Source organism: Ensifer sp. Root1252, assembly GCF_001425885.1.
In the GTDB taxonomy this organism is placed as follows: domain Bacteria; phylum Pseudomonadota; class Alphaproteobacteria; order Rhizobiales; family Rhizobiaceae; genus Ensifer; species Ensifer canadensis.
The window spans coordinates 1-25938 of record NZ_LMDT01000036.1; the positions used below are offsets into that span (position 1 = coordinate 1).

Consider the following 25938-nt stretch of genomic DNA (forward strand, 5'->3'; position numbering starts at 1 on the left):
CCGCACCGGCGACATCATGGCCGAAGGCGCACGCCAGGTCGGAACCGTCGAGATGGGCGAAGCCATCCTCTCCGAGTTCAAGGCACTGTCTGCCTGATGAGTGAAAGGCGCGCCCGCTCGGGCAGCGCCATGCAAGTTGATACGACACCTCCGGAGCGATCCGGGGGTGTTTTGCGTTCGACGGCAGGGAGAGTTCGTATGCTCAGTGCGATCCCTCATCACCAGCGGAGACTGCTTGGCGCAAGAGAACGATGAAGCTCAAACTTCCTTCACGTTGGCGACCGCACGTGTCAAGAATGCGACTTGAAGTAGCAGATGCACTCAATCTACGCGAAACGTCAGGCTGCAGGAGTGCCAATTGGGGCCATCACCCTTTCATCGATGTCCTGCACAAATTCGCCGTGACAAGAGACCACTCCTTCGGTCCAAGAACTCACTTAATCCACGCATTACTTCGTTTGGGGCAACATTGATGATTTACCTGCTTCGCCATGGCGAGACCATTTGGAACACCTTGGGTCGGTTCCAGGGGCAGAAAGATTCTCCCCTTACGGAGCGCGGCATCGAACAGGCGGATCGCGTCGCGAAACTCCTTCAGAAGGAAATTTCGGAAAGTAGGCAATCATTCCAAATGCACATTAGCCCTCTAGGCCGAACGCGACAAACTGCAGAACGCGTGAAGCGGGTGCTGCCACTGGCAACCCATGAAGAAGCCCGCCTGATGGAGGTTTCCGTCGGCTGTTGGGACGGGATGACGAAGTTCGAGATCGACACCGAGTTTCCGGAAATGCTGGATGGCTCCGACGCTTTCGACTGGTATTTCAAGTCTCCAGACGGAGAGAGCTTCGATGCTGCGTGCTCCCGGGCAAAGGACTGGATCGCAGACGTCACCAATCCAACGGTTGCGGTTTCTCATGGGCTGTTTGGTAGATTGGTGCGCGGCGTGTATTCCGGTCTTTCGAAGCGCGAAATGTTGGAGTTACCCGTTCCTCAAGACGGGTTCTACCGCCTTTGCGACGGTGAATTCAGTATAGTCAGTGATCCCGTACCCAGCATGCTTGCCTAACGGGTTCATCCTTTGATCGCTGAGCGCCAATGCAGGCCGGCAGGCTCAGGTGCCAAGATACTGGCCGCGGAGTCATTCCCTACCAGTGCGGCCGTGCCAGGGGTCCGGCCCCGGATCACGCCCGGCGGCAACCTCGGCCAACCGGTCTAGGTAATGGGCCCAGCCTTCCGCGTGACCGGCGCACTGCTCGGCACTGGGCAGGCCCGTGTGGGTAAGGCGAAGCAGCGTTCCGTCCGGTGGTTGTTCGACGAGGTCGATCTCGACAAGGCTTGAGGCCGGCGGCACCACTTCGCTGTCTTCCCAGCCGAAGCTGTATACCAGGCGGTGCACCGGCACCACCTCGCGGAATGAACCACGAGCGAAACGGGCCCCGGTGACGTTGACGAGGTAGAGCCCGCCGCGCTGCGGCTCGATCTGCGCCTCCGTTCCCATCCAGCGCAGGATTTTCTCAGGATCTGTCAGCAGAGCGAACACCGCGGCTGGCGGAGCCGGGATGTGTGCTTCACGGCGGACGATGAGGGCCTCTTGCATCGGCTTCCCCTTTGGTTGCTATGATCTGCCCAGACTGCGGCGCAGAATTGACGGCTATCGGATCAGCTCCTTCCACGATGATATGCTCGCTGGGCTAACCGCGCTACCACCTGCACGGATGACAGGTTGGGGACCTGACGGTATGATCGTGCATGGATCTGCCCACCCATCTCGCCTGGCTGGTGGACGAGGCCAGCGCCTCGCTTGGCCCCGACCGGTTCTTGGCCGAACTCGGCGGCCGGCTGCTGGCCGACGGCTTTCCGTTGGTCGGCGGTACCCTGACACTGGCGGTGCCCCATCCGATCGTTACCCGCCGCACCTGGCTGTGGCGAGCCGAGACCGGAGCAGTGATCGAAGCACTGGGCTTTGCCGACAGCCCGCAAAGCCAGGCTGGGGGCGATTGGCTGAGTGCGCTTGGCCCGGTGCAGGAGGACACGGTTGGCCCAGCGCCGGACGGGCGGTTGCTTGGCTGGGCCGGCACGCGTCTGTTCGACCCTGCTGAGATCGGCCGACTGCGGCAGACCGCGCGCTTCGCCACCGCGCCTTTGGCTGCCTTGGCCGAGCGGGCGGCCCTTGCAACGCTGCTCGAGGCCTATCTCGGCCGACGCAGTGCCGCCCGGGTGCAGGCGGGCGCGCTGCACCGCGGCACCGGAGAAACTATCCGCGCTGTGCTGCTTTGCGCCGATCTGCGGAACTTCACCGCCCTGTCCGAGGCGACGGAACCTGCGGCAATGATCGCTGTCCTCGACGCCTGGTTCGACCGTGTTGCCGGTGCGATACACGCCTTCGGTGGCGAGGTGCTGAAGTTTGTCGGCGATGGCGTGCTGGCAATCTTCCCGGTTGCCAGTGCACCGGTTGACGCCTGCGAAGCGGCGCTGCGAGCGGTCGCCGCCGCCCACGCAGGCATGGCCCACCTCGATGCCCTGCGACAGGCAGAGGGGCTACCGCCGCTGCCCTTCGGCGCGGCACTGCATCTCGGCGAAATGCTGTGGGGCAATATCGGCACGGCCGACCGGCTGGACTTCACCGCAATCGGTCCCGCGGTAAACCTGGTCAGCCGACTGGAGGGCCTTTGCCGGCCGCTCGGCCGGTCGGTGCTGATCTCGGGCGCGGTCGCCGCCGAGACCGTCACGCCGCTGGTGTCGCTGGGCGAACACGTGCTGCGCGGCATCGCGGCGCCTTGCGCAGTCTTCACGTTGCCGGATACCTGAGCGGTTCGCGGCCGAAGTCGATCGTTGGCGGGATTGTCTCGGTGCAACCATCGCCAGTTCCAGTCAACGTTGGGCGCTTTCGCAGCATTTCGAAGTGCTACAGCGACCTTTGCGTGTCTGATAAGACGCGCGGCGCTTTCGTTCAGAATACTGTCTTGTCAAGGCGAGCCTTCAGGCTGAACCTGCAAACAATCTCTGCGGGCCGAGCGCGATTCGTCTTCATCTCTGGTGCCTCAGCGAGCGAGATCGTCGAACGGGGCGAGGCAGCGAAAGTGCTCCTTGACCCGAGCCACCCTTACACAAGAACATTACTCGATGCGGCTCCCGGCCGGAGCACGTTCTGAAGCCTGTCCTATGGTGGAAACATAAAAGGATATCGTCTTGACCGACTATCGCAACTTTGTCGCCGGCGCGTTTCAGCCCGCATCGGACTTGGTCCCGGTGCTCGATCCCTCAAACGGAGAGGTCATTGCGAGGGTGCCCGCGGCGAGCGCGCTGGAGGCAATCGCAGCGGTTGAAAACGCAGCCGCAGCGCAGAAGACATGGAAAGCCTTGCCGGCGATCGCTCGCGGGGATGCCTTGCGCCGTTTCGCGGCGGCAATCGAGGCGCGCGCCGGCCAGATCGGCGCGGCGCTCGCTCTGGAGTCCGGCAAGAGCCTCGCCGATGCCACGGCAGAAGCGATCTATGGCGTCGAGCTGATGCGCTATCATGCGGAGTGGGCGCGCCGGATCGAAGGGGAAGTGATCCAGAGCGACAATCCGGGCGAGACCTTGCTTCTGAAGCGTGAGCCGATCGGGGTCGTTGCCTGCCTCATCCCGTTCAATTTTCCGGTCTATACGCTGGTGCGCAAGATTGCCCCCGCACTGATCGCTGGCAACGCCGTTGTGGTGCGGCCGAGCAACTCGACGCCTGCCTCCGCTTTCGAGATCGCCGAGGCGGCGCTCGACGCGGACCTTCCGGCCGGGCTGGTCAACATCTTGACCATGTCGCATGACGTCGCCGCGACACTTTGCACGCAGCCGTCGGTCGGCATGATAACGCTCACCGGTAGCCTGCAGGCCGGCCGCGTCGTTCTCGAATATTGCAAGGCGAATATCGCCAAGCCATCACTGGAACTCGGCGGCAAGACACCTGTCATTGTCGAACCCGATGCGGATATCGATGCGGTTGCCGCTCAGCTCGTTGCCGCCAAGACCAATCATTGCGGGCAGGTCTGCACGGCGCCAGAACGGGTCTATGTGCATACGTCCATCCACGACGCACTTCTCGAGCGGCTTCGCACCGGCTTTGCGGCAAGGACGTTCGGCGACCGCGCCAGCGATCCGACGCGTATGGGACCACTTGAAACGAAATCGGCACAGGCCAATGTTCACGCGATGGTTCGCCATGCGGTGGAGCAGGGGGCACGCATAGAGGCTGGCGGCGTACTGCCGGAAGGCGTGGGCAACTACTACCCGCCAACCCTGCTTTCCAACTGCCGGCAGGAGATGGACGTCGTCGCCGAAGAGGTGTTCGGCCCAGTTCTCGCCGTGCTTTCCTATGACAGCGTCGAGGAAGCCCTGGCGCTTGCCAACGATCACCAGTTCGGTCTGAGTTCGGTTCTCTTCACCAACAACTACAGCACGGTCATGCGCTTTGCCGACACCATCGAGGCCGGCGAACTCTATGTGAACCGCTTCCCGGCGGATCCCTATCAGGGATTCCATGCAGGCTGGAAGCGCTCGGGCCTCGGGGGCGATGACGGCAAGCACGGCATGCTCGAATTCACACAAACTCGTCTCGTGGTGCTGAAGCACTGATCGGATTCGTCAGAAGGAACTTCAACATGCAGATCGCTTCGCTCGCCGTTCATGTCGTTGCCGTCCCACCGCCCCATATCGGCGGGATGTACTGGATCTTCGTCAGGCTCACCACGAAGTGCGGCATCGAAGGGGTCGGGGAAATCTACGCGACCGCCTTCCATCCGAACGCGTTGGTGCCGCTGATCGAGGATGTGTTCGAGCGCCATCTCCTCGGCCACGATCCGCACGATATCGAGCGCTTCTGGCGTTCGGCCTATTCGAGCGGCTTCACGCAGCGCCCGGACCCGACGATCATGGGCGTCGTCTCCGGTCTCGAAATCGCCTGCTGGGACATCATCGGCAAGGCTGCCGGCCGACCGGTGCACAAGCTGCTGGGCGGCCTCGTGCACGAAAAGCTGCGTGCCTACACCTATCTCTACCCCAAGAATGCAGCCGGCGAATATGATTACAACGATCCAGAGCTTGCCGCCGACTTCGCGGCGGAAATGGTCGACACGAAGGGGTTCACCGCCGTCAAGTTCGATCCGGCCGGCCCCTACACCGCCTATTCCGGCCACCAGCTTTCGCTTGGCGTCATGGAGCGGTGCGAAGAATTCTGCGCCAAGGTCCGTGCCGCGGTCGGCGGGCGAGCCGACCTGCTCTTGGGCACCCATGGCCAGATGGTGCCGTCCTCGGCCATTCGCCTTGCGCGACGGCTCGAAAAATACGATCCGCTCTGGTTCGAGGAGCCGGTGCCGCCTGGTCAGGAGGCAGCGATGGCATCTGTTGCCAAGGCAACCTCTATCCCCATTGCCACGGGCGAGCGGCTGACGACCAAATACGAGTTCCAGCGCGTGCTTGAAACGGGCGCAGCCTCGATCCTGCAGATGAACGTCGCGCGGTGCGGCGGCTTGCTGGAGGCAAAGAAGATCGCCGGCATGGCCGAGGCGCACTATGCGCAGATCGCACCGCACCTCTACAACGGACCGATCGGGGCGGCGGCGAGCATCCAGCTCGCTGCGGCCACCCCCAATTTCCTCATCCACGAGGCGATCATCGACTTCTCAGGCTTCTACGCCGAGATTCTCAAGACGCCATTGCAGTTCGACGATGGCTATCTCATCCCGTCTTGCGAACCGGGGCTCGGCGTGGAGCTCAATCTCGAGGTGGTTGAAAAGCACTCGCCCTACGAAGGAAAGCGTCTGCACCTGCAGATGGACGACAAGCCCGCCGACATCAAGGCATTTGCCCCGGCGCGCGGTTGAGGAACACATGACCACTTACGACTACATCATTGTCGGGGCGGGATCCGCCGGCTGTATCGTTGCGGCGCGCCTGAGCGAGACAGGCAAACACAGCGTGCTGCTGCTCGAGGCGGGCGGCAACGACAGTTCACCGTGGTTTCGCATCCCGGTCGGCTATGCGCGGTCTTACTATGACCCGAACGTCAACTGGATGTACTGGACCGAGCCGGAAGCCGCCCTGAACAATCGCCGCATCTATGCGCCGCGCGGCAAGGTACAAGGTGGCTCGGGTTCGATAAACGCCATGATCTTCGTGCGGGGCGCCGCGGCGGATTTCGACGACTGGGCTAAGGCCGGCAATCCCGGCTGGGCCCATGAGGACGTGCTGCCCTATTTCAAGAAACTTGAAACCCATGCGCATGGCCAGTCCGAATTTCATGGCGGGGACGGCCCCATCCACGTCACGCCGATGCGCGGCCAGACCCATCCGATTACCGCGCGGTTCCTTTCTGCCTGTGCCGAACTGCAACTGCCGCTCAATACCGACTTCAATGGCGCGTCGATCGAGGGCGCAGGGATTTACGATATCAATACGCGAAATGGCGTGCGCTCGTCCTCGTCGTTCGCCTATCTGCGGCCGGCTCTCAACCGCCCCAATCTCTCCATCCTGCGCAGGAGCCATGCCAGAAGGGTTGTCGTCGAGGAAGGAAGGGCGACCGGCGTGGAGGTTGCCACACCCGATGGGATGGTAATCTATTCCGCCCGGAACGAGGTGATCCTATGTGCCGGTGCGGTCGATACGCCGAAGCTGCTGCAGCTCTCCGGTATCGGCGATGGCCGAGAGCTGCAAACGTTCGGTATCCCCGTCGTCCGACATCTGCCGGCGGTTGGGAGAAACCTTCAGGATCATCTTTGCGCGAGCTTCTACTACCGCTCAAGCGTTCCGACGCTGAACGACGAGCTGGGGAACCTGTTCGGTCAGGCGCGGCAGGCGCTGCGCTACGTGCTGACAAGACGCGGTCCCTTGGCTCTCAGCGTCAACCAGGCCGGAGGCTTCCTGCGCGGCGAGCCGGGTGAGGAGAGGCCAAACATCCAGCTCTATTTCAACCCGCTTTCCTATCGTATTCCGTCCGACCCGCGCGCCGGTCTGAAGCCGGAGCCCTATTCCGGTTTCCTGTTGGCGTTCAATGCATGCAGGCCCACCAGCCGAGGCAGTGTCACGGTCGCGTCGCCCGATGTCACCGTTGCACCGCGCATCAACCCCAACTACCTGACGACTGCCCATGACGAGGCGGAGGCGCTTCAGGCAAGTCGGCTTGCGCGCAAAATCATGAGCGCACCGGCACTGCAATCGATTACTGCAAGCGAAATGCCTCCTTCTGCAGAAGCTTCCACCGACGCCGAGCTCCTGGACTATTTTCGGGAGCATAGCGGTTCAATTTATCACCTGTGCGGCACCGCAGCGATGGGCCCGGATGATTCCACCGCAGTCGTCGATGCATCGCTAAAGGTGCATGGGTTGCATGGCTTGCGAATAGTTGACGCTTCGATCTTCCCCAACATCACGGCCGGAAACATCAATGCCCCGACGATGATGGTCGCCGAAAAAGCCGCGACTATGATCATCACCGGAAGCTAGCCGGCATCTCGATATTCTCTCGACGCTGTGAAGCGACTGAGTAACACGGCGCCATCGTATGACTGGGGCTGCTACTTGACAGTCACCTCGAACGCGGCGGTCACCGGCGGCGTTTCTGGCCGCGAGCGGTCGTGGAAGATGTATGCCACGACATAGTCTCCCGGGTCATGCAGGGCGATGCCGGCAGTCGCGAAATTGGTAAAATGCTTGGCGGAAACCGGAAATGGCGGGGGAGATTCGGCCTTGAACACGTGCGCGTCGGGGAATGTCCTGAGAACCTTGCCAGCAGGGTCCCGCACCTCGATATCGAGCCCGATCTCGTAGCTTGACATCGGCGTGCCGACGTTGATCCGCCCGACATTCTCGAAATAGGCATAGACGAAGATCTCTTCGCCCGGCTTAAAGACGTTTGTCGGGCGCTCGACAAAATCTCCCCGTTTGGATGCCGCCTTATCGGCCAATATGTGCCTGGCGAGCTTCATGGGCGGCAACTTAGCCTGCATCGCGACGGTTGTAGCGTCGACGCTGACCGGCGCGGCCCGCTTGCCGTCCGGGGCGGCCGGAGTGAGGAAATATGATTGTACCATCGCGTAGCAATGAGCTGCGGCCTGCGGGTGGTCGATCAACAGGATCACACCGCCCTGCATGGCTCGGACCGCACCTTCCGACCCTTGCTCGACGAGCGCACACATCGGCCATTCGGCGACTACCTGCGATCCCTTGGAATTCGTATCGTTCCGCAACTGCTCCTTGAACGTGGCCAGCGATTGCCGGAGTTCGGTGGAATCCTTGGCCACTTTCTCATTCACCAGGTAGATCGGCTTTTGGGCGTTTGCCTTGGCTACGTCCTGCTGTGCTTGGCTGACGACCTGTTTGTCTCCAGCAAAATTGTAAGTATGCACCAGCCTCCCATGACCCTTGATGGCATCGATCGCGGCCTGCCAGGCGGCGGTGTCAAAGCCACCTCCATAGGTTTGATCCAGAACGAAATAGGCTGGAATCTTCCCGTCTTCGGCCACGGCTGAAGAAATCAAATGGCCGGATAGCGCTAGTGTGGACAGCAATATCTTCATCGGGGGCCTCATCAAGGATACCCAAGTGATAACCGACAGAGAAACCTATGGTAGAACCTGGCAGCCGATGTGGCAACCACCGATCACGGGCAAAGTGAAAACCCGCTGGCGGCTGGAACGAACCATGCTTGCACGACCGACATGAGGCGCTGAGGCTCTACACCAACAATGCCGCTTGGATCGCCTTTGACGAGAATGAGCGAGGCAGCTTGTCGGCGGGAAAATTGGCTGACATCGCCGTCCTGGATAGGCCGTATCTGACAATGCCGGCATCCGACATCCATAGGCTGCGCTCGGTGCTGACGCTGCTTGGTGGCAGGGTCGTTCACGACGAACTCGGTAGCGGCCAAGACTAGCTGGGGACGAAATCTCTATAACGTGTCCGCATTCTTCCGGGCCGGGCGACGTCGCTGTAGAGTGATGAAACGTGCGCCCGACCATCACACCCGGAGGCTCCATATGGCTGAGGTCCTGTTGTTCCACCACGCACAGGGGTTGACCTCGGGTGTGCGGGCGTTCGCCGACGACTTGCGGGCCGCCGGTCACATCGTGCACATGCCGGACTTGTTCGATGGACGGACGTTCGAGAGTATCGACGAGGGGCTAGCCTACATCGGCAAGGTCGGATTCGACGAAATGCGGGAGCGCGGGGTCCGCGTCGCGAACGAACTGCCTTCCGAACTCGTCTACGCCGGGTTCTCGTTCGGTGTGCTGCCGGCACAGAAGTTGGCACAGACGCGGCCCGGAGCCCGCGGAGCTCTGCTCTTCTACTCTTGCCTGCCGATCAGCGGCGAGTGGGCCTTCGGGCCTTGGCCGGACGACGTGGCGGTCCAGATCCACGGTATGGACAACGACCCGATCTTCGTCGGGGAGGGCGACATCGACGCGGCCCGCGAGATCGTGGAGAAGGTCGAGGACGCAGAGCTGTTCCTGTACCCCGGCGAACAGCACTACTTCGCCGACAGTTCGCTCCCGTCGTACGACGCGGATGCGACCGCGTTGCTCACCATCCGAGTGCTCGAGTTCCTCGATCGCGTCTGATCCATGCCGGCGTCTTGGCTTGAGCTCATTTTCGAAAGTGGGCCTCGTCCTTGGGCGGATTCGTTTGATCCGCCCGCTCGGCTGACGGGTCTGTGTTTGCATGTTCAGACGCTTCGGCCGGCACGTGTCAGGCCATGGGCAATGAGCCTTTCAATGATTTCGGCATAACTGACGCCGCTTGCCGCCATCGCCTTGGAATACATACTGATGTCGGTAAAACCGGGAATGGTGTTCACTTCGTTGACAACGAACGTCATGCCCGTCGTCAGAAAGAAGTCGACACGCGCCATGGCATCGCAGCCCAAAGCCCTGAATGCCCTTGCCGCCGCCGCCCTCATCTCTGCCTCAACTTCGGGCGGCAGTTCCGCTGGTACCTTGAGCGCCGCGCCGTCCTCGTCGATATATTTTGCGTTGTAGCTGTAAAAGCCGTGGGATTCGGCCGGGATGATCTCGCCGGGACGAGAGACGAAAAGGCCACCTTTCGGATCTTCCAGCACGCTGAATTCAATCTCGCGCCCAGCGACATATTCCTCGGCAAGCAGCTTGCCATCATGCTGGAAACCTTCGACCAACGCCGGCGCGAACTCCTGGCTGCCTGATACCTTTCTAACGCCAACGGATGACCCCTGCCGGGCGGGTTTGATGAACAGCGGCAGCCCGAGTTCGCCTTCGAGCACAGCGAGATCAGGTGCCGCATCCTTGTGGATCGTCACCGAGCGCGCGACCGGGAGGCCGGCGGCCCTCAGAAGCGGCTTGGCAATATCCTTGTCGAGTGCGGTCGCCGAGCCGAGAATCCCGCAACCGGCGAGCGGTACGCGCGCCACCTCTGCAAGCCCCTGCACAGAGCCATCTTCACCATGAAGGCCGTGCAAGACCGGAAACAGAATGTCGATGGTGCCGGCATCGCTCATCTTTCCCTCGGCCGAAATCGCCACCATCCGCCCGTGCCCGCCGGGAACAAGGCTGATCTGCGTGCCGCTCGCAGGCTTGGCAAGCACACCATTGTCGAAGTGGCTCAACAACCATTGACCTTCGCGCGTCACGAAAATCGGCACGGCATCATATTTTGCAGGCTCCAGAGCGCGCATGACATTGGTAGCCGAAAGTACGGAAACGTCGTGTTCGGCCGAGCGTCCGCCGAAGAGGACGGCAATACGCAGCCTGGTCGAAGAAGGGGTCATGAAAGTCTCCAAAATGACAGAGCGTAAATGGCCAGAGACTGACGGCAATGCCATTTCCCGTATCGGTGTCCCGTGTAGGCGCAGGTGCAATTCAATTTCCGGCCGACGTCGTTGTGATGGCGGCTTGAAAGTGGCTCGATTTAAATTCAACATATGAGAAGATTACAGAGCCACTATTGGCGAGATTGATGAGCCACTCTGACGAAAGGCGCCCATGACACTGAAACGGCGAAGAGAGAGCCCGTCGGTGGGTTTTCGGCCAAGCATCGATACCTCTTCGCCAGCACCCTTGGTGAGACAGCTCTATCTTTCCCTGCGCGGTGCAATTGCTGACGGTCGGCTGGATGCCGGGCAACGGCTGCCATCGACACGTCTGGCCGCAAAGGAATGGAAGCTTTCACGCGGCTCGGTTGCCGAAGCCTATGAAATCCTCGTCGCGGAAGGTTTTGCGGTCGCCCGGCATGGGTCCGGTACATATATTGCGTCAGGCGTTCCAGGCGGGCTGTCCAGAATCGACCATCGCAATGAGACGATCGCCTACTCGACCCGCCGCGCTGTCTCCGACGCTGCCACGAGAGTTCTCACCTCCGGGCCTAGCCTCGAACCGCAGAAGGTTTTGCCGTTTGTCACGGGGCGCATCGCTCATGACGATCGGACAGCGAGATTGCTAAACCGCATTGCTGGCCGGCACATGAACTATGCCGCTGAAGGCTACGGCGACATTCAGGGCGAATTCGAGCTGCGGAGCGCCATTGCGGCCCATCTGGCCGCTTCACGCGGGGTGCGTTGCGCGGCCGAGCAGATATTTATCACCGCCGGGACACAGCAAGCGCTTGATCTCGCGTTCCGCGTCCTGATGACGCCGGGCGATACGGCTGTCGTCGAAGACCCCTGTTATCCGCCGGCCAGACAATGCCTGGCACTGAATGGCGTAAAAATCATCGGTCTTCCCGTTGATGCCGACGGCATCATGACGGAGAAGTTGGCTGCCTGCTCCCCGCCACCGACGCTGTTCTATGTGACGCCATCCAACCAGTACCCCGTCGGTTCCGTCCTCTCGCTGCCCCGGCGGCTGGAGTTGCTCGCTTATGCGCGGGAGAATGGCTGCTGGATCGTCGAGGACGATTATGACAGCGAGTTTCGCTACGATGGGCATCCGATCGCATCGCTTCAGGGCCTCGATCAGGCCGGCCGGGTGCTTTATACGGGGACGTTCAGCAAGGCCCTGCTGCCGAGCCTGCGCATCGGCTATCTCGTGGTTCCGATGGATCTGGTACCAGTATTCAGGGCCGTGCGTCCCGCGCTTGACCGTTGTCCCCCGACGTTTCAGCAGCGTGTCGTCGGCGACTTTTTCAATGAGGGATATTTTCCGGCGCATCTGCGCCGGCTCAGGGAGCGTCTGCGTGCCTCACGCGATTTGCTTGCAAATCTCTTGAAAGATCGTACCAGCGAACATCTCGGCATTTTGCTGCCGGATCAGGGCATCAATCTGACCGTGCGCAGCACAGGGACCTGGAGCAACGACACCGCCGTCTCACAGGCTGCGCTAAAGAAAGGCGTTGTTGTGATGCCCCTTTCCCGCATGAATGTCGCTTCATCGGACACATCCAGGTTGCTGCTTGGATTTTCGGGGCTCTCCGAACAAGAAGCAGATATGGGGACCAGGATCCTGGCGGAGGTCTTCAAGCGCGGAGATTTTCGCAGAACTCCCGATGTTGGTTAGAATTACGTGACCGGTCAATGCAACGTCCGAGACTGTCCGGGGTTCCGGCAGCGGCGTCCTGATCGCAAAGGGCAATAAGAAGGGGCCCTGTTGACGCGGCCGAAGACGTCTGTGTGTCGATCTGGTGGATGCGAAACGCTTCTGGCGATAGCCATGAACGTCTGGCCCAGCGCGATTTTTGGCTAGGCGGATCCCATCTTATTGAACGACGGTCTTCCTTTTTGAACATTCCCGACTGAATCCGCGCGAAGCCCTTGTCGCTGCGCGCGGATTGCCCCTACGGTGGGCAAAAGATGAACCGGTAGACATTCCATGAGGCCAGAGCGGTCGCGAAAAACGGTCTCGTGCCATGATGGGTCTTGCATGCCAGTCTCGGATGCACCGAGGTTTTTGATCAAATGTTTGCAATGCTTTGGCCATGACGCAGTGCGTCGGTTGGGAGGCTAGAGTTGACTTCTCCTTGTCCGGAAATGGGGTGCGTGGGGCGCTATTTTGGAACGCCGGACGCTCCGTGCCTCACGACGATCCCGATGGAGGCAGCGGTCTTTTCGGTCACCCGAATTCGAAGGCGTTTGACGCGGGCGCAGCGGCCAGAAGTGGCTCTGCCCGCATGTGAAGCCTATTTTCTGATGCTTTACCTCGATGATGCCGAACATGCGGACATCAAGGTAAACGGCGAGAGGTCTGCTGTTCGCCGATACGTGCGCGGCTCGATATGTCTCGTCGATCTGCGCCAGGGGGCCTCGATCGCGCTCCATAGCGACCTGAGCGCGCTTGCCTTCGTCCTTCCCAAGACGCTGATCGCGGAAGTCGCCGCCCTGTCACCGACGGTCAAGCCACAACGGCTGGTGTGCCGGCGTGGCGAAGTGGACTCGATACTCTGCAGTCTCGGACTGGCGCTTCTGGCCCTTTTTGAACGTATGGACAGCAGCCCACCCGAGCTGCTGCAGCATGTCGCCGTGGCCGTTTGCGCCCATCTTCTGCACCACCATTCGGCCGAGATGCAGGGCGACGACGGCGGAAATCCTTTCGACGGATCCAATGATCCGACGGCGTTCCACATTCGGCAGGAAGCGACACGGGCGCCCCATCAATTGCAGATGCGCCGGCGCGTTGTTCAGGCCAAGCAGCTTCTGCGCGCGAGTTCACTGCCTCTGGGCTCGATCGCGTTCCTTTGCGGCTTCAGCAGCCTCAGCCATTTCACGACGGTGTTTCTGGGGGAGACCGGTACGACACCACAAGCCTGGCGGAGCGCACCTCTGCATTAGCGCCGGTCGCGGGACGGAATTGATTGTTGGCGGCAGTGTATCGTATTCTGCATTGCTTGAATGCCTGGTGCACTTTCGGGGAATTTTGTTGAATTTAGAGTCTCGTCCAGAAACGGCCAGCGAAGTGGGCGCCTTGCGCCGATCGATCCTGCGTGTTCCCCCCATAACCCTGACGCGGTTGAGCAGTGATGGCTGCGACCTGGGTCCGGCGGTTGCCAACAGGCGCGAGGAGGCGTTCAACATCATCACCCAGCTCAGTGATTTTCGCCTGCATCGGCTGTGGCGGGGCGGCACCCTTGTCTTTGAGGGCGGGCATCGCAAGGGAGCGCTTGCCATCACCGACCTGCGCGAGGAATGGCGCTGCCATCACCTGTCGCCCTTTGACAATGTGCGCCTTCAGATACCGTTCTCGCAGATGCGCGCCTTTGCGACTGAACAGGGACGGCCTGACTTTACCGGTCTGCGCTGTGCGCCGGGCACGCATGACGGCGTCATGCTGGGGCTAGCGCAGGCATTGCTTCCAGCTTTCGAGAGACCGCAAGAGGCAAGCCAGCTCTTTCTCGACCAGGTGAGCCTCGCGATTCTGACGCATTTGATGCAGACCTATGGCGGGCTCTATCTACCCAAAGAGCGCAAGGGGACGCTGGCTGCGTGGCAGGAGAAAAGGGCGCTCGACTTTCTCTCGGGCCATGTCGATGGGCAGTTCTCGCTCAGCGAGCTTGCCGAGGCCTGTGCGTTGTCGAAAAGCTATTTCATCAAGGCATTCAAGGTGAGCTTCGGCTGTACGCCTTTGCGGTGGCTGGCCGAATATCGGGTTACCCGTGCGAAGGAGTTGTTGTTGAAGAACGTGCCGATCGCAGAGATTGCCATATCCTGCGGCTTTGCCGATCAGAGCCATATGACTAAGACATTCGTGGCGATCGCCGGCGAAACGCCAGCGCGCTTCCGGCGTACCCGACGCCTGGAGCTGGAAAAAGCGCCCCTGTGACGGAAGACAATAGTCGCGATGCCATCGACAAGACAGCCATTCGGTTCATATGATCGTGATGTTCGGACGCAATGCTGCGCAAGCACGCTGGCGAAGCGGTGTCGTGCAAAAGTTGAGACCGCCGCAGTCGGCACCCTCGTGGTCGCGGACAGGCAGCGAAGTTGTGCGGAGGCGGAGGTATGACAGCAGCTTCTTCGATCGCGATCGCACCTCCACCCCGCGACAGTTTCGGATGTACAGTGGCTGGCCTCGACGAAGACCGGCGGATTGACGGCGCCGGGTTGACTTTTTATCGCAAGAAAGCGCAGGCCGCACCGCGCGAGCGCGTGCACACGCCGGCCAACAACCGCGGTTATCTGCTCGGCCTGTCACTGTCGGGGGGCCATCGCCGGCGGATCCTTCACGAACACCACGAGACAATGCATGAGTTCGACGAGAACTCCGTCTACCTCCGAAACTTTCACGATCCCTATCAGGCGGATCTCTCCGGCAGCTTCGATTTTGTTTTGCTCGAGGTGGGGCACAGCGCGATCGAGCGGATGGCCGACTGCGCCGATCTGAGCGGCGTCCGCGAACTGTGTGCGGTCGGCGAGCGAGCCGATCCAGTGTTGGGCGGGCTGATGGCGGCGCTGTTTGCAGACATGAACGGCCAATTGGAGAGAAGCCCCTTGTTCGTCGACCAATTGTCGGTGGCGATCGGAATCCACGTCGCTCAACACTACGGCAGTGCGAGCCACCGCACGACGTCGGGGGCAGCGATCAAGGGGCGCAGGCTCTCGGCGCGCAGCCTGTCGATGGTGCAGGAACTAATGCGAAGCAGGCTTGGCGGCGATTTGTCGATCGAGGAACTCGCTGAGGCTTGTCATCTGTCACAGGGCACGTTCCTGCGCGCCTTTCGCCAAACACTGGGTATCACGCCGTTCCAATGGTTCCTGCAGCAGCGGTTGGACAGGGCGCGCGACATGCTGGAATTTTCGTCGCTGACGATCGGTGAAATCGCGGTCGCCAGCGGCTTTGCCGATCAGAGCCACTTCACGCGCGTCTTTGCCCGGGCGACGGGGGCATCCCCCGGCGCCTGGCGGCGCAGTCGCAGGGCCTAGCGGTCTGGCCGCGCGCGGGCCTTGCTTGCGGCGGCACGCGCTCCATCCTTATGCCGTTGCTTCCAATATGACTTTTGCGCTTTGCTTGCGATGTATCTCGGGCAGAATGTTCAAAACATCAGCATATCCGACAAGAACGGGCAGCCCGGCTCGGGCATAGTCGGGTCATTCCCTGCGGATCTTCAGAATCCAGGACATCGAGGAGATGATGACCATGACCTTAAACGCCACGCCGACGCCCGGCAGCCTCCTGGTTTCGCCGAAAGACCACACGCTGATCATGATCGATTTCCAGTCGCAGATGGCCTTTGCGACGAAGTCGATCGATGCTGTCTTGCTGCGCAACAATGCGGCGCTGGTCGCGCATGCGGCCGCCGGCTTCGGCGTTTCCACCATTCTGACGACGGTGGCGGAGAAGGCTTTCTCGGGCCCGATGTTCTCAGAGATCACCGATGCCTTTCCAGGCCAGGGCCTTCTCGACCGTACCTCGATGAACACCTGGGAAGACGCCGCCGTCATCGACAATGTCAACGCCATCGGCAAGAAGCGGCTGGTCTTTTGCGGCCTCTGGACCAGCGTTTGCATCGTCGGCCCGACGCTCTCTGCGCTCGATCAGGGCTTCGAGGTTTATGTGATTGCCGATGCCTGCGGTGACGTCTCGGACGAGGCACACGATCGGGCGATGGACCGCATGGTCCAGGCTGGCGTTCGGCCGATGACGTCGCTGCAATATATGCTGGAACTCCAGCGCGACTGGGCCCGCACCGAGACCTACGACATGACGACCGGTATCGCCAAGAAGTTCGGCGGCGCCTACGGCCTCGGCATTATCTACGCCAAGACGATGTTCGGCGCCTCCGAAGGCCACTGATCGTCCTCATTCCGAAGGTTGCCGTCTCGCCAGTCGGCGGGACGGAGAAGCGGGCAACCCGTCCCGTGAGGAGAACTCGATGAAAATGTATCTTCTGTCGCTCGGCGTCGGTCTGCTGGTCGGTGTCATCTACGGACTGCTGAATGTGCGCTCGCCGGCGCCGCCCGTGATCGCCCTGCTTGGCCTGCTCGGCATCCTCGTCGGCGAACAGGCCGTTCCGCTCGTCAAGCGGCTGGTCTCTGGCGCGCCGGTCACCGTCTCCTGGTTCAACAGCCGTTGCGTGCCCCACGTTTTCGGCGCGCTGCCGACGGGAACCGACCATGACGTGGCGACGCGCGACCGTTCTTCGAAAGGGGAGGTGGGCTGATGCCGACACGCCGCGGTTTTCTGGGGGCAGCCTCGACGCTCGCCTTCCCCTCGCTGTTTTCGCCGGCGCTTGCCGCCGACACCGTTTCGACCAAGGGAGACAATCCGATGGACGCCGATCTTATCCTGCATCACGGGCTCGTCACCACGCTTGACCGCTCCAATCCCAACGCCAGCGCGGTCGCGATCAAGGACGGCAGGTTTCTCGCCGTCGGCCAGGATCAGGAGATCATGGCGCTCGCCGGTCCCGACACCAGGATCATCGATCTCAAGGGCAAGCGGGTTTTGCCCGGGCTGATCGACAACCACACCCATGTCGTCCGCGGCGGCCTGAACTTCAACATGGAGCTGCGATGGGACGGCGTGCGCTCGCTCGCCGACGCCATGGATATGCTGAAGCGCCAAGTGGCGATCACGCCAGCGCCGCAATGGGTGCGGGTCGTCGGCGGCTTTACCGAGCATCAGTTCGTTGAAAAGCGCCTGCCGACGATCGAGGAGATCAATGCGATCGCGCCCGACACGCCGGTCTTCCTGTTGCATCTCTATGACCGTGCGCTGCTCAACGGTGCGGCGCTCAGGGCCGTTGGCTACACGAAGGATACGCCGAACCCGCCGGGCGGCGAAATCACCCGCGACACCCAGGGCAATCCGACCGGTCTGCTGCTCGCCAAGCCCAATGCCGGCATTCTCTATTCGACGCTCGCCAAAGGGCCGAAACTGCCGCTCGATTATCAGGTCAATTCGACCCGCCATTTCATGCGCGAACTCAATCGTCTGGGCGTAACCGGCGTGATCGATGCTGGTGGCGGCTTTCAGAACTATCCCGATGATTACGAGGTCATCCAAAAACTGTCCGATGAGGGGCAGATGACCGTGAGGCTGGCCTATAATCTCTTCACCCAGAAGCCCAAACAGGAGAAAGAGGACTTCCTCAACTGGACCTCCTCGGTCAAATACAAGCAGGGCAACGACTATTTCCGCCACAACGGCGCCGGTGAGATGCTGGTGTTTTCCGCCGCGGACTTTGAGGATTTCCGCCAGCCACGCCCGGAGATGGCTCCGGAAATGGAAGGCGAACTGGAAGAGGTGGTGCGCATCCTTGCCGAAAACCGCTGGCCCTGGCGTCTTCATGCCACCTATGACGAGACGATCTCCCGCGCCCTCGACGTCTTCGAGAAGGTCAACAAGGACATCCCGCTTGAAGGCCTGAACTGGTTCTTCGACCATGCCGAGACAATTTCCGAGCGCTCGATCGACCGGATCGCGGCGCTTGGCGGCGGCATCGCAACCCAGCATCGCATGGCCTATCAGGGCGAATATTTTGTCGAGCGCTACGGCCACGGCGTCGCCGAAGCGACACCGCCGATCAAACGGATGCTCGACAAGGGCGTCAATGTTTCCGCCGGTACCGATGCCACCCGTGTCGCCTCCTACAATCCCTGGGTCTCGCTGTCGTGGATGGTGACCGGCAAGACGGTGGGCGGGCTGCAACTCTACCCCCGCGCCAATTGCCTCGATCGCGAGACGGCGCTGCGGATGTGGACCGAAAAGGTCACCTGGTTTTCCAACGAGGAAGGCAAGAAAGGCCGGATCGAAAACGGCCAGTTCGCCGACCTGATCGTGCCGAACAAGGACTTCTTCGCCTGTGCCGAGGACGAGATCTCGTTCCTGACGTCCGAGCTGACTGTGGTCGGCGGCAAGGTCGTCTATGCCGCCGGTGACTTCGCCACCCATGACGAAAACCCGGTGCCGCCCGCCATGCCCGACTGGTCGCCGGTCAGGACCTTCGGTGGCTATGCCGCCTGGGGCGAACCGGAAGGTGCCGGCAAACGAAGCCTTCGCCGCACCGCAATCTCCACATGCGGATGCCTGAACGACTGCAATGTCCACGGCCACGACCACGCCGGCGCCTGGACATCACGCCTGCCGATCGCCGATCTCAAGGGTTTCTTCGGCGCGCTCGGCTGCGCCTGCTGGGCGGTGTGAGGAGGGAGCCGCAATGACACATTCCTCCACAATTGCGTCGCGGCTGGCGGCCGGTGTCCAGCCGTTTGTGACCACGCCCGCTATTCGGTTCATCGCCCATCTTGGGCTCTGCGCCGCCTATATCCAGGGGCCGTTGACGAAGATCCTCGACTTTGATGCCGCTCTCGGCGAGATGAACCATTTCGGACTTCAGCCGGCCGCGCTGTTCGCGGTGGCGGTGATCGTCTTCGAACTTCTCGCCTCGGCCATGATCCTCGCAGGCATTCTGCGTTGGCTTGCCGCTCTCGGCCTCGCCGCGTTCACGCTCGCCGCAACCTTCATCGCCTTGCGCTTCTGGGAGCTGGCCCCCGGCCAGGAACGGTTCATGGCGACCAACGCCTTCTTCGAGCATCTCGGCCTTGCCGGCGCCTTCCTGCTGGTCGCCTGGTACGATCTTGACCGTCGAAACGAGGCGGGAGGCGAACCGCTGCCATGACCCAGAATGTCACGCCGCCGCCGGCCGCAGGCGGCTTTGCACCGCTGCGCCAGCCCGTCTTTGCCGTCCTTTGGGTGGCCACCGTCATCGGCAATACCGGCAGTTTCATCCGCGACGTCGCCAGTTCATGGCTGGTGACCGATCTCTCCGGTGCTCCGGCGGCCGTTGCCATGGTTCAGGCTGCTGCGACCCTGCCGATCTTCCTGCTCGCCATACCTGCGGGCGTTCTGTCTGATATCCTCGATCGCCGCCGGTTTCTGATCGTCATCCAGCTTCTGCTGGCGTCCGTCAGCATCGGGCTCATGCTGCTTTCAGCGACCGGATTGCAGAGCGTCAGCTCGCTCGTGGCGCTGACCTTTCTTGGCGGCATAGGTGCTGCGCTGATGGCACCCACCTGGCAATCGATCGTTCCCGAACTCGTCACGCGGCAGGAGTTGAAGAGCGCCGTCGCCCTGAACTCGCTCGGCATCAACATCTCGCGTGCGATTGGCCCTGCGGTCGGCGGGCTCATCCTTGCGAGCTTCGGTGCGGCCATCACCTATGCAACCGACGTTGCGAGCTATCTCTTCGTCATCGCGGCCCTGCTTTGGTGGCGGCGCGCCCCCGGTGCGGACGATGGCTTGTCGGAGAAGTTCGCCGGCGCATTTCGCGCGGGTCTGCGCTATGCGCGCGCCAGCCGCGAACTGCACGTGGTGCTGCTGCGCGCTGCCGTGTTCTTCGCGTTTTCGAGCGCCGTCTGGGCGCTGCTGCCGCTCGTTGCACGCAACCTGCTCGGCGGGGATGCCGGCTTTTACGGGGTCCTTCTCGGGGCCGTCGGAGCCGGAGCGATTGGCGGCGCCCTCGTCATGCCGCGGCTGCGTAGGCTCCTCAGTGCAGATGGCCTGTTGCTCGCCGCCGCGCTGGTCACGGCCGTCGTCATGGCCGGCCTGTCATCTGCACCGCCGCAATGGGTGGCGATCATCCTGTTGCTGAGCCTCGGAGCCGCATGGATATCAGCGCTGACGACACTCAACGGCGCGGCTCAGGCGATCCTGCCGAACTGGGTGCGCGGTAGGGCGCTTGCGGTCTACCTCACGGTGTTCAACGGCGCGATGACCGCCGGAAGCCTGGCCTGGGGTGCCATAGCGGAACTCCTTGGCGTTCCGGCGACCCTTCTGGTCGGCGCCGCCGGGCTGGTGGTCGTTGGCGTGGTGTTTCACCTCGTGAAGCTGCCTGCCGGTGAGTCTGATCTGGTCGCCTCCAATCACTGGCCCGAGCCGTTGACGGCCTCGCCGATCGACAATGACCGCGGCCCCGTGCTGATCACCATAGAATATCGCGTCGATCCCGCCGACCGACAGGGATTCACGAGCGCTCTCTACAGGCTTTCTTCGGAACGGCGGCGGGACGGTGCCTATGGCTGGGGTGTGACGGAAGACACTGCTGATGCCGAGATCATGGTCGAATGGTTCTTCGTCGAGTCCTGGGCCGAGCATCTGCGCCAGCATCGACGGGTCTCCAAGGCCGATGCCGACCTGCAGCAGGAGGTGCGCAAATTCCATCGCGGCGACGCAGCTCCGCTCGTTCGCCACCTGCTGACTGTCGGGCCGGAGCGCCTGACGCAGGCGAGAGACAACATCAAGGAGACGCCATGACAGATTGGAACGCGCTTTTTCCAGTTGCCCGCCGAACGGTCCTCAGGACCGCCGGCGCAGTCGGCGCCACCTTGTTTCTGCCCGGCCTCGGCCTTGGCGCCCAGAACCCGATCCCAACACCAGATGGAGAGAACCCCATGAGTTTCATCACTACCAAGGACGGCACCAACATCTTCTACAAGGATTGGGGCAAGGGACAGCCGATCGTCTTCTCCCACGGCTGGCCGCTATCGGGCGACGCCTGGGAAGCCCAGATGCTGTTCTTCGGGCAGAACGGCTACCGCGTCATCGCCCACGATCGGCGCGGCCATGGTCGTTCGGACCAGCCGTGGGACGGCAACAACATGGATCAGTATGCCGACGATCTGGCGGAACTGATCGAGAAACTCGACCTCAATGATGCGATCCTGATCGGGCATTCGACCGGCGGCGGCGAAGTGGCCCATTATATCGGCCGTCACGGCAGCGGGCGCGTTGCCAAGGTGGTTCTCGTCGGCGCGGTCCCTCCGCTCATGCTGAAGACTGCGGCGAACCCAGAAGGAACGCCGATTGAGGTTTTCGACGGCATTCGCAAGGGCACCGCGGGCGATCGCTCGCAGTTCTTCAAGGAACTCACTCTTCCCTTCTATGGCTTCAACCTCGAAGGCGCCAAGATGAATGACGGGCTTCGCGAATCCTTCTGGCTGCAGGGCATGGTAGGCTCGATCAAGGGTCACTATGATTGCATCCGCGAATTCTCCGAAGTCGACTACACCGACGACCTGAAGAAGATCGATCGCCCGACGCTGGTGATCCACGGCGATGACGACCAGATCGTTCCGTTTGCCGCATCCGCCGCAAAGACGGCCAAGATCGTAAAGGACGCCAAGCTCATCGTTTACAAGGGTGGGGCACATGGCCTGGCCCAGATCGAGCCCGACAAGTTCAACGCCGACGTCCTGGCCTTCATCAAGGCTTGATATCGGGCGTGTCTTTGTCATGCAGCCGTTGGAGCCGGGTTTTTCGACCCGGCTCCAACGGCTCTTCGGCAAAGGCTGAACAAAGCGGGTGGGCGGCTGCGCGGTTGCCTGCCGCAGGCGCCATGTCAGTGACTTAGGCAGCCCGTGGCAGCGGCCCGACATAAACGGAGCGCGGGCGGATCAGGCGACCTTTGAGCGCCTGCTCGCGTGCATGGGCAATCCAGCCGATGGTGCGGCCGATGGCGAAGACGCCGGTGAACGCGTCTCTCGGGAAGCCCAGCGCATCGAGCAGCAGTGCCGTGTAAAATTCAACATTGACGTCGAGCGGCCGGTCCGGCTTGCGCTCCTTGAGGATAGCCAGCGCCGCCTGCTCGACTGCGCTTGCAAGCTCGGTGCGTTCACGATCAACCTGCCCGGCCTCGATCAGTGGCTTCAGAGCAAGTTTTAGCGCATCGGCGCGTGGATCGCGGACGCGGTACACTCTGTGGCCGAACCCCATCAGCCGTTCGCCGCGATCAAGCGCCTGATTGAGCCATGCTTTCGCGTTCTCTTGCGTTCCGATCGCATGGAGCATGTCGAGCACCGGTCCGGGCGCGCCGCCATGAAGTGGCCCCTTGAGGGCACCGATCGCCCCGAGGACGGACGATGTGAGGCCGGCTCCGGTGGAGGCGATCACCCTTGACGCGAAAGTCGAAGCGTTAAGGCCATGGTCGGAAATCGTCACGAGATAGGCATCGAGTGCTTTGACCTTTTCCGCGCTCGGCAGCCCGCCGCCAAGCATCGCGAGAATGTCTGCCGATTGGGAGAGCGACGGCGATGGGGCAATCGGCTCGTCGCCATTCTTCAGGCGCAGGATTGCCGGCAGGAAGACGGCGGGTGCAGCAAGCAGGCGGAGCGCTGCCTCGAGATCGTCACCATCAGGCAGCCGCGCGATGAGCGCGCGCATGATGTCGACGGGTGGCAATTCCAGTATATGGTCGTCGATAGTCCGGATATCTGCGAAGACCTCTGTCCGCATGTGCCCCAGACGCCGGCGCAGTTCCTCCTTCTGCAGATTTCCTTCGATCAGGCCACCAAGCAGAAGGATAACGACATCCTCATAGCTGGCGTCATCAACGAGGTGTTCGAGCGACACACCACGAATGACCAGTCGACCGGCCTCGCCATCCACATCCGAGAGCTGCGTTTCAGCGGCGATCACATCTTCAAGTCCGTTTTTCATAGATGTTTCTCCTTTACCGGGAGAATGGTCCGGCTAAGATGTATTGACGTCAATCTTGATAAATTTGATCAATATGAACCCGCTCTGGATCACCGCTGAGGAGGCGCTCAGTCAGCTCGGCACCAAACCGCAGACGCTTTATGCGAATGTGAGCCGTGGGCGCATACGCGCGAAGGCTGATCCAGTCGACTCGCGCCGCAGCCTTTATCAGGCTGACGATGTCAGGCGGCTGGCGGAACGTCACGCGGGCCGCCCGCGCGCATCGGCCGTCGCCGCCGAGGCGATCCGCTGGGGCGACCCGGTCCTACCCACGACGATCTCCAGTATTGCCGATGGACGCCTGTCTTATCGTGGCCATGATGCGGTTGAGCTCTCGTTGACAGCCGATCTGGAAGATGTCGCGACCCTGCTCTGGCAGACACCCACGATCACTGTCCGTGCGGCCGATGTTACGTTGGCGGGTCGATCCCGTTTGGCCGCAGCCTTGATGAACCTTGCCGCGCGGGTAGCCGATGACTTACCGACCCTTGGCCGCGCATCGCCGATATTGAGGGGGGAGGCGGTAGATGTGCTGTCGACCGTGGCGGCGGCGCTGGCGCCGTGGCCGGAGCCGCTGCCGTTGCATCAGCGGCTGGCAATCGGATGGAAACGACCGGCGGCGGTCGAGCCCATCCGAAAAGCGCTTGTCTTGGCGGCGGAGCACGAACTGAATGTTTCCGCGTTTGCAGCACGCGTGACCGCCTCGTCCGGTGCGGCGCTTTCGGCGGCTGTCCTCTCCGGACTTGCAACACTGACCGGCCCCCGCCATGGCGGGGCCTGGCTCAGCGTCACACAGCTTGTAGAGCGGGCGAACGCGGTTGGTGTGCGCGAGGCGATCCGCGGCATGCTGGGTTCAGAAGGCGCTGTCCGGGCCTTCGGCCACCGGCTCTATCCTCAGGGTGATCCGCGCGCCAAGGCGATCATCGCCAGTTTCGAAGCGCCGCCTCTCTATGGATTGTTGGCCGAAGCAGGCGAAGACCTTCTGGGCGAGCCGGTTAACCTCGACTTCGCGCTAGCTTCGCTCGCCGCCACGTTCGATCTGCCCGACGAGGCACCGATGGTGATCTTTGCTCTGGCGCGCACGGTCGGCTGGCTTGCGCATGCCATGGAGCAGGTGGAAAGCGGACATCTGATCCGCCCAAGAGCACGCTACTCCGGACAGTGAATGCGCTTTGAAGCCATTCGACGTCGACTGCGACGGTGGGTGCCGGGCCCTCTGTGTTCTTGGCCCTGGTCAGCGCGCTGACATTGCTTGCCGCCCTTGTTCTGGTCCGATGGCTGGCGGCCGGGCAGCACTGCCGTAATTTTGCCCGTTGTAACGTGCCCCGAGGGGTGACACTGCCGATATCCCTGGGGGCACTCGTGTGGCCCCGACGGTTCGATGTCGAGCGTCTATAGGCAAAACATAGCCCGGGCGTTCCAGCGATCAATTGATCGCCGGAGTGCCCATTTCACGTCTAAACCGACGTCTATCCGCACATCGCGCGAACGATTTTGCCCGTGGCCGGATCCGTTTCGATCGTCACGCGCTCCTGCCGAAAATCCATCGTCGCCGGGTCTCCGGGCTTCAGCTGCCGGACGATCGTCGCACCCGTTATCTGTTTTGCGTCCTCATCGGAAATCCTGTCTTTTCCGGACAGGGTCTCTGCAGCCTCGGGCTTGCACGGCCCTGCTGCCTGGGGAGCCGTAGATTCAGGATCCTTTTGGCAACCGGCGGCCGCAAGCAGGAGAAGACTTGCTGCGAGTGCAGCAAATTGACGGGCGTAAATCAAAGGCACAATCCTTCCGTGTCGAAAGTGTCGAACAATCAAACGAATAAGGCGGCAGCGAGGCCCTTGCGGCGGCGATCTCCCAACTATTTGAACGGCGACGAAGGTATGCTCAAGAAGGTCGTGAATGGCCCCGGCATCGCTTGGGTCGATTTGCAGCCTGAGTTTACCAAGAGCCTTCTGCAGACGATCGGCGGCGGGGTAGGGCGGCTGATCGATGCGGACATGAATGAGGCGTCAACCAAGTCGGAGGCGATTCAAGCCAGGAGCAGATATCCATTCGGCGCTTGCAGATCGCCAACACAAGCGCCCAGAACATTTCCAGTTTGTTCAAACAATGCTCCTTGATCAGGCGCGCGCTTACGTTTCGTTTCCGTGTGCCGTCCCCTTCATCCACATCGATTGTGGCGCTGGAGGGTGCGGATTCTACGGGCAACTTCAACGTGGGAAAACTTAAGGGCTTGGCGTCCTGATTCAGGCCCCCAAGAGCAGTTTGTGTAAGTTTTACAAAATTGCCTGTTGACACCCGGGCTGAGGCTCCTCTATAAGCCCGATCACTGACGAGGGCGGCGGCGCTGCTGGCGACGATGTCCTTCGTTTTAAGGTTTCCTTGATTGGCGGATGCTGATTGGTCGGGATGCTAAGTCTCGGCGGGAAGTTTTGACGGTTAGTCCGTCTGTTCTTTGACAGTTGAATATAGAGAAAGAGAAACGTGGGCGGCGGAGCTCGTGAGGAACCTTAACTGGTTCTTTGTGAAAGAGACTTTGGCG

24 protein-coding genes are annotated in these 25938 nt (G+C 61.6%); 19 read left to right on the forward strand and 5 right to left on the reverse strand.

Annotated features, from left to right (window positions below; all coding sequences use genetic code 11):
- Positions 1-472 precede the first annotated feature (472 nt).
- Positions 473-1066, forward strand: a complete 594-nt coding sequence (locus ASD02_RS29610; RefSeq protein WP_025430096.1) for a histidine phosphatase family protein — start codon at positions 473-475, stop codon at positions 1064-1066.
- A 72-nt stretch (positions 1067-1138) separates the two neighbouring features.
- Here the strand turns inward: ASD02_RS29610 and ASD02_RS29615 are convergent, their stop codons facing one another.
- Positions 1139-1597, reverse strand: coding sequence for an SRPBCC family protein (locus tag ASD02_RS29615; RefSeq protein ID WP_025430095.1), 459 nt, complete (start codon positions 1595-1597; stop codon positions 1139-1141).
- Positions 1598-1749: 152 nt separating this feature from the next.
- Here ASD02_RS29615 and ASD02_RS29620 point away from each other — a divergent pair, with 152 nt between their 5' ends.
- The 4 genes from ASD02_RS29620 to ASD02_RS29635 all read left to right on the forward strand — a co-directional run bounded on the left by ASD02_RS29620 (position 1750) and on the right by ASD02_RS29635 (position 7473).
- Complete coding sequence (locus ASD02_RS29620; protein ID WP_025430094.1) at positions 1750-2808, forward strand: adenylate/guanylate cyclase domain-containing protein; 1059 nt, start codon at positions 1750-1752, stop codon at positions 2806-2808.
- Positions 2809-3189: 381 nt separating this feature from the next.
- Positions 3190-4608, forward strand: a complete 1419-nt coding sequence (locus tag ASD02_RS29625) for an aldehyde dehydrogenase family protein (protein ID WP_025430093.1) — start codon at positions 3190-3192, stop codon at positions 4606-4608.
- 26 nt (positions 4609-4634) lie between these two features.
- Positions 4635-5855, forward strand: a complete 1221-nt coding sequence (locus ASD02_RS29630; protein ID WP_025430092.1) for a mandelate racemase/muconate lactonizing enzyme family protein — start codon at positions 4635-4637, stop codon at positions 5853-5855.
- Positions 5856-5862: 7 nt separating this feature from the next.
- The gene (locus ASD02_RS29635; protein WP_057217646.1) at positions 5863-7473 is read left to right on the forward strand and encodes an FAD-dependent oxidoreductase; all 1611 of its coding nucleotides are present in this window, start codon (positions 5863-5865) and stop codon (positions 7471-7473) included.
- Positions 7474-7544: 71 nt separating this feature from the next.
- Here ASD02_RS29635 and ASD02_RS29640 read toward each other — a convergent pair whose 3' ends face one another.
- Complete coding sequence (locus ASD02_RS29640; protein ID WP_025430090.1) at positions 7545-8546, reverse strand: hypothetical protein; 1002 nt, start codon at positions 8544-8546, stop codon at positions 7545-7547.
- A gap of 128 nt (positions 8547-8674) precedes the next feature.
- Here ASD02_RS29640 and ASD02_RS29645 point away from each other — a divergent pair, with 128 nt between their 5' ends.
- Positions 8675-8902 carry an amidohydrolase family protein gene (locus tag ASD02_RS29645; RefSeq protein ID WP_057220005.1) on the forward strand — a complete coding sequence of 76 codons (228 nt, stop codon included), beginning with the start codon at positions 8675-8677 and terminating at the stop codon, positions 8900-8902.
- A gap of 103 nt (positions 8903-9005) precedes the next feature.
- A complete protein-coding gene (locus ASD02_RS29650; RefSeq protein ID WP_025430088.1) occupies positions 9006-9587 on the forward strand; it encodes a dienelactone hydrolase family protein in 582 nt (193 codons plus the stop codon).
- Positions 9588-9691: 104 nt separating this feature from the next.
- On the opposite strand, the gene ASD02_RS29655 is transcribed toward ASD02_RS29650, so the two are convergent.
- On the reverse strand, positions 9692-10768 hold the full coding sequence (locus ASD02_RS29655; protein WP_057220004.1) for a D-alanine--D-alanine ligase family protein: 1077 nt from the start codon (positions 10766-10768) through the stop codon (positions 9692-9694).
- A gap of 691 nt (positions 10769-11459) precedes the next feature.
- On the opposite strand from ASD02_RS29655, the gene ASD02_RS29660 reads away from it, so the two are divergent.
- The 10 genes from ASD02_RS29660 (at position 11460) to ASD02_RS29705 (ending at position 22138) form a co-directional block, all read left to right on the forward strand.
- Positions 11460-12491, forward strand: coding sequence for a PLP-dependent aminotransferase family protein (locus ASD02_RS29660; RefSeq protein WP_239637610.1), 1032 nt, complete (start codon positions 11460-11462; stop codon positions 12489-12491).
- A 479-nt stretch (positions 12492-12970) separates the two neighbouring features.
- Entirely contained in the window at positions 12971-13759 is a 789-nt protein-coding gene (locus tag ASD02_RS29665) for a helix-turn-helix transcriptional regulator (RefSeq protein ID WP_057247426.1), read from the forward strand.
- A 169-nt stretch (positions 13760-13928) separates the two neighbouring features.
- The gene (locus tag ASD02_RS29670) at positions 13929-14747 is read left to right on the forward strand and encodes an AraC family transcriptional regulator (RefSeq protein WP_309239179.1); all 819 of its coding nucleotides are present in this window, start codon (positions 13929-13931) and stop codon (positions 14745-14747) included.
- 179 nt (positions 14748-14926) lie between these two features.
- Complete coding sequence (locus ASD02_RS29675) at positions 14927-15847, forward strand: helix-turn-helix domain-containing protein (RefSeq protein ID WP_057217638.1); 921 nt, start codon at positions 14927-14929, stop codon at positions 15845-15847.
- 214 nt (positions 15848-16061) lie between these two features.
- Positions 16062-16718, forward strand: a complete 657-nt coding sequence (locus ASD02_RS29680) for a hydrolase (protein WP_057210453.1) — start codon at positions 16062-16064, stop codon at positions 16716-16718.
- A 79-nt stretch (positions 16719-16797) separates the two neighbouring features.
- Positions 16798-17085, forward strand: a complete 288-nt coding sequence (locus tag ASD02_RS29685; RefSeq protein ID WP_025430081.1) for a DUF1427 family protein — start codon at positions 16798-16800, stop codon at positions 17083-17085.
- On the forward strand, positions 17085-19070 hold the full coding sequence (locus tag ASD02_RS29690) for an amidohydrolase (protein ID WP_113569788.1): 1986 nt from the start codon (positions 17085-17087) through the stop codon (positions 19068-19070). Before ASD02_RS29685 ends, ASD02_RS29690 begins: the two co-directional genes overlap by 1 nt.
- 13 nt (positions 19071-19083) lie before the next feature.
- The gene (locus tag ASD02_RS29695) at positions 19084-19545 is read left to right on the forward strand and encodes a DoxX family protein (protein WP_025430080.1); all 462 of its coding nucleotides are present in this window, start codon (positions 19084-19086) and stop codon (positions 19543-19545) included.
- Positions 19542-21179, forward strand: coding sequence for an MFS transporter (locus ASD02_RS29700; RefSeq protein WP_057220001.1), 1638 nt, complete (start codon positions 19542-19544; stop codon positions 21177-21179). Before ASD02_RS29695 ends, ASD02_RS29700 begins: the two co-directional genes overlap by 4 nt.
- A gap of 137 nt (positions 21180-21316) precedes the next feature.
- Positions 21317-22138 carry an alpha/beta hydrolase gene (locus ASD02_RS29705; RefSeq protein WP_057220078.1) on the forward strand — a complete coding sequence of 274 codons (822 nt, stop codon included), beginning with the start codon at positions 21317-21319 and terminating at the stop codon, positions 22136-22138.
- A 133-nt stretch (positions 22139-22271) separates the two neighbouring features.
- Here ASD02_RS29705 and ASD02_RS29710 read toward each other — a convergent pair whose 3' ends face one another.
- Positions 22272-23360: a citrate synthase/methylcitrate synthase gene (locus ASD02_RS29710; RefSeq protein ID WP_057220000.1), complete on the reverse strand. Its 1089-nt coding sequence runs from the start codon at positions 23358-23360 to the stop codon at positions 22272-22274.
- A gap of 73 nt (positions 23361-23433) precedes the next feature.
- Here ASD02_RS29710 and ASD02_RS29715 point away from each other — a divergent pair, with 73 nt between their 5' ends.
- On the forward strand, positions 23434-24564 hold the full coding sequence (locus ASD02_RS29715; RefSeq protein WP_057220077.1) for a citrate synthase: 1131 nt from the start codon (positions 23434-23436) through the stop codon (positions 24562-24564).
- A 304-nt stretch (positions 24565-24868) separates the two neighbouring features.
- On the opposite strand, the gene ASD02_RS29720 is transcribed toward ASD02_RS29715, so the two are convergent.
- Positions 24869-25177 (reverse strand): I78 family peptidase inhibitor, encoded by a 309-nt coding sequence (locus ASD02_RS29720; protein ID WP_244494309.1) that lies wholly within the window; start codon positions 25175-25177, stop codon positions 24869-24871.
- 99 nt (positions 25178-25276) lie between these two features.
- Here ASD02_RS29720 and ASD02_RS38695 point away from each other — a divergent pair, with 99 nt between their 5' ends.
- Positions 25277-25516: a hypothetical protein gene (locus ASD02_RS38695; protein ID WP_156408489.1), complete on the forward strand. Its 240-nt coding sequence runs from the start codon at positions 25277-25279 to the stop codon at positions 25514-25516.
- Positions 25517-25938: the final 422 nt, after the last annotated feature.